Raw genomic sequence first — 3,529 nt, 5'->3', positions numbered from 1 at the left:
GCGGTGCTTCTGTAGCAGCGGCGCAAGCCGCGTCGGCGGTGCACGCGGTGCACCTGGAAAACCGTGTCGAGGCCGGACGCGGCTTGCACCGCTGCTACAGGGGATCGCCGTGTTTCTGTAGCAGCGGCGCGAGCCGCGTCCAGGCGCCCGGGGGTTACACCTTGAAGCGTGCCACCATCGCGTTCAGGTCCACCGCCAGGCGCGCCAGCTCGCCGCTGGCGGCCGTGGTCTGCGCCGACCCTGCGGCGGTCTGCACCGACAGGTCGCGAATGTTCACCAGGTTGCGATCCACCTCGCGTGCCACCTGCGCCTGTTCTTCGGCGGCGCTGGCGATCACCAGGTTGCGCTCGTTGATCTGCACGATGGCGCCATTGATCGTCTCCAGCGCCATGCCGGCGCCCTTGGCGATGTTGAGGGTCGACTCGGCGCGTTCGGTGCTGTTGCGCATCGAATCAACCGCCTGTTCTGTGCCGCCCTGGATGCTGCCGATCATGCGTTCGATTTCGCTGGTCGACTGCTGTGTGCGATGGGCCAAGGCACGGACCTCATCGGCCACCACGGCAAAACCGCGGCCGGCCTCACCAGCGCGGGCCGCCTCGATGGCAGCGTTGAGCGCCAGCAGGTTGGTCTGGTCAGCCAGGCCACGAATCACGTCCAGCACCTTGCCGATATCCCGCGACTCGGCGGCCAGATGGCCGATCAGATCGGCCGTGCTCTGCACGTCGCCACTCATGCGCTCGATGGCGCTGACCGTTTCCATGACCAGATCGCGACCATCGCTGGCCGACGTCGTGGCGTCCCTGGAAGCCTCGGAAGTGCTCACGGCATTGCGAGCCACCTCTTCCACCGCACTGGTCATCTCGTTGACCGCCGTGGCGGCCTGTTCGATCTCGTTGTTCTGCTGAGTCAAACCGCGCGCGCCTTCGTCAGTCACGCTGTTGAGCTCCTCGGCGGCAGAGGCCAGTTGCGTCGCCGAACCGGAAATGCGCTGCAGGGTGTCACGCAGCTTGCCCTGCATCTTCTGCATGGCCAGCAACAGGCGCGCGGCTTCGTCGCGTCCCTCTGCGCGGATCGGCTGGGTCAGATTGCCCTCGGCGATGGCCTCGGCCGCGACCAGCGCCTGGTCGATCGGCTTGACGATGCTGCGGGTCAGCAGCCAGGCGAACAGGAACGTCAGCAGCGTGGCCACGATCAGCATGCCCACCACCCAGCTTAACGCCGAGCGGTATTCGTCATCGGCTTGCAGGTTGATCTCGCGAGTCTGCGCGTTGTTGATCTTGACCAGCTTATCAAGCGCGGTATTGACCTGTTCCGAGTTGCTCAACATGTCGCTGTTGAGCAGCGCGCGCAGTTCATCCACCTGGCCGCTGGCGGAAAAGCCCTTCATGCGCGTCTCGAGCTGACGATACTGGCCGAGCAGGCGAGTGTAGTCGTCGTACGCAGCCTGTTCCTCTGCACTGGAGATCATTTTCTCGTAGCGGGCCTGGGCCTGGTTGATCTGTTGGTTGCGCTGCTCGAACAACTGCACGGTCTTCTGCTGGGTATCGGCTTCGCGATTCAACAGCAGGCGGTACGACAGCACGCGCAGGCGCAGGGTCAGCTGGGTCAGGTCGTTGAGGCTGCTGATGCTGGGGACGGTATTGTTCTCGATATTCTGGCCGGCGGCACGGATATGACTCATCTGGTTCAGGGAAAACACCCCCAGCACGATCATCAGCAGACCAATGAGGGAGAAGCCGAGCAGAGCACGCGGAGCAATGTTCATGTTGCGTAGAGACATGTAGGGACACCGAAGGGTAGGGCGCGGTCCGTGCGACACAGAAAGGAGCATCGCTGCTTATCGGTCGAACGTGAAAAGTCTTGAGGGGCTGGCCTCATTGCAAATGGCCAGACCCCTGAAGACCGATGAACGGAGCGAACCGAATGACGATCGGTAGGTCCATCGAGGTCCTATCAAAGCTGGCCCGAGCGAGATTTTTTCTTTATCGTTCGCGCCCCTGAAAAAGTGTTGGAAATAGCTAATGTTGGAAGCGTCTCTGAATCAATTGGAAAACCTGGTAAACGAGCTGGTGCAACACAACCGGGAACTGGCTGAACGCAATGCCCAACTGGCCGGCGAGCTGGCTCAGGCCAAGGATGACAACGACACGTTGCAACTCAGCCTGCTGGAACATGAAGAGAAGCAGGGCGCGACCACTGCGCGCATTCAGGCCCTGGTCGAGCGCGCTGCCGCGGCAGCGGTATGAACCTTGACGACGGGGTCGAGGTCTTCTCGATTCTGGGCAACGAATATTCAGTGAAAGCGCCGCCCGGCGAACAGCAGGCGCTGCGTCAGGCGTTCGGCATGCTCGAACGCACCTTGGCACAGACCAAACGCAGTCACCCGACACTGGTCGGCGACCGCTTGCTGGTACTGGCCGCGTTGAACCTGTGCCAGCGCCAGGTCGAACTGAGCCAGGGCCATGCCCAGGCCATGGACCAGTGCAAAAGCCGGATCGATGCCCTGGTCAGCCGTTGCAGCGACACTGGAAACTGATCCAACCGGGCAGCAGGGCGGTCACCCACAGAGGTCCGCCGCCCACCCCTGGCGGGTGGCGTGTTGCCCTGCGCTCTGCGAAAATCCCTCCACTTTTCTGCCGGATGTTGACATGACTGCCCTCAAGAACGACCGCTTCCTGCGTGCCCTGCTCAAGCAACCCGTCGACGTCACCCCGGTGTGGATGATGCGCCAGGCCGGTCGCTACCTGCCCGAGTACCGCGCCAGCCGTGCCAAGGCCGGTGACTTCATGAGCCTGTGCAAGAACCCGTCGTTCGCCTGCGAAGTCACGATGCAGCCACTTGAGCGTTACCCGCTCGACGCCGCCATCCTGTTCTCCGACATCCTTACCATCCCCGATGCCATGGGCCAGGGTCTGTATTTCGAAACCGGCGAAGGCCCGCGCTTCAAGAAAGTCGTCAGCACCCTGGCCGACATCGAAGCGCTGCCGATCCCCGACGCGCAGCAGGATCTGGGCTACGTCATGGACGCGGTCAGCACCATCCGCCGCGAACTCAACGGCCGGGTGCCGCTGATCGGCTTCTCCGGCAGCCCCTGGACCCTGGCCACCTATATGGTCGAAGGCGGCTCGTCCAAGGACTTCCGCAAGACCAAGGCAATGCTCTACGACCAGCCCCAGGCCATGCACCTGCTGCTGGACAAGCTTGCGCAGTCGGTCACCAGCTACCTCAACGGCCAGATCCTGGCGGGCGCCCAGGCGGTGCAGATCTTCGATACCTGGGGCGGCAACCTGTCCGCCGCGGCGTACCAGGAATTCTCCCTGGCCTACATGCGCAAGATCGTCAGCGGCCTGATCCGCGAGCACGAAGGGCGCAAGGTGCCGGTCATTCTGTTCACCAAGAACGGCGGCCTGTGGCTGGAAAGCATTGCCGACGCCGGCGCCGACGCGTTGGGTCTGGACTGGACCTGCGACATCGGCGAAGCCCGCCGCCGCGTGGGTCACAAGGTCGCGCTGCAGGGCAACATGGACCC

General features: G+C 63.3%; 3 protein-coding genes and 2 pseudogenes. 3 read left to right on the top strand and 2 right to left on the bottom strand.

Annotated elements, in window-relative coordinates:
* Positions 1-154: 154 nt before the first annotated feature.
* Both B2V21_RS21590 and B2V21_RS21585 read right to left on the bottom strand, forming a co-directional pair.
* Positions 155-754: pseudogene (locus B2V21_RS21590) on the bottom strand (methyl-accepting chemotaxis protein); the annotation flags it as partial.
* Positions 755-1,057: 303 nt separating this feature from the next.
* Positions 1,058-1,714, bottom strand: a pseudogene (locus tag B2V21_RS21585) (MCP four helix bundle domain-containing protein); the annotation flags it as partial.
* A gap of 307 nt (positions 1,715-2,021) precedes the next feature.
* On the opposite strand from B2V21_RS21585, the gene B2V21_RS07765 reads away from it, so the two are divergent.
* The 3 genes from B2V21_RS07765 to hemE form a co-directional block, all read left to right on the top strand.
* Complete coding sequence (locus tag B2V21_RS07765; RefSeq protein WP_049861375.1) at positions 2,022-2,246, top strand: hypothetical protein; 225 nt, start codon at positions 2,022-2,024, stop codon at positions 2,244-2,246.
* The gene (locus tag B2V21_RS07760) at positions 2,243-2,536 is read left to right on the top strand and encodes a cell division protein ZapA (RefSeq protein WP_043192387.1); all 294 of its coding nucleotides are present in this window, start codon (positions 2,243-2,245) and stop codon (positions 2,534-2,536) included. Before B2V21_RS07765 ends, B2V21_RS07760 begins: the two co-directional genes overlap by 4 nt.
* Positions 2,537-2,648: 112 nt before the next feature.
* On the top strand, positions 2,649-3,529 hold an 881-nt coding region (gene hemE, locus B2V21_RS07755), incomplete at its 3' end, for a uroporphyrinogen decarboxylase (protein ID WP_286916513.1).

The organism is Pseudomonas sp. UBA6276 (assembly GCF_002438365.1).
GTDB classification, from domain to species: Bacteria; Pseudomonadota; Gammaproteobacteria; order Pseudomonadales; family Pseudomonadaceae; genus Aquipseudomonas; species Aquipseudomonas coleopterorum.
Note: the sequence above shows the minus strand (reverse complement) of the source record. Positions and strands in the feature narration are given on the sequence as shown.

What these genes read in the sequence shown, in the direction of transcription:
- B2V21_RS07760 (WP_043192387.1), top strand. Translation starts at nt 2,243, where the DNA reads ATGAACCTTGACGACGGGGTCGAGGTCTTCTCGATTCTGGGCAACGAA.
- B2V21_RS07765 (WP_049861375.1), top strand. Translation starts at nt 2,022, where the DNA reads ATGTTGGAAGCGTCTCTGAATCAATTGGAAAACCTGGTAAACGAGCTG.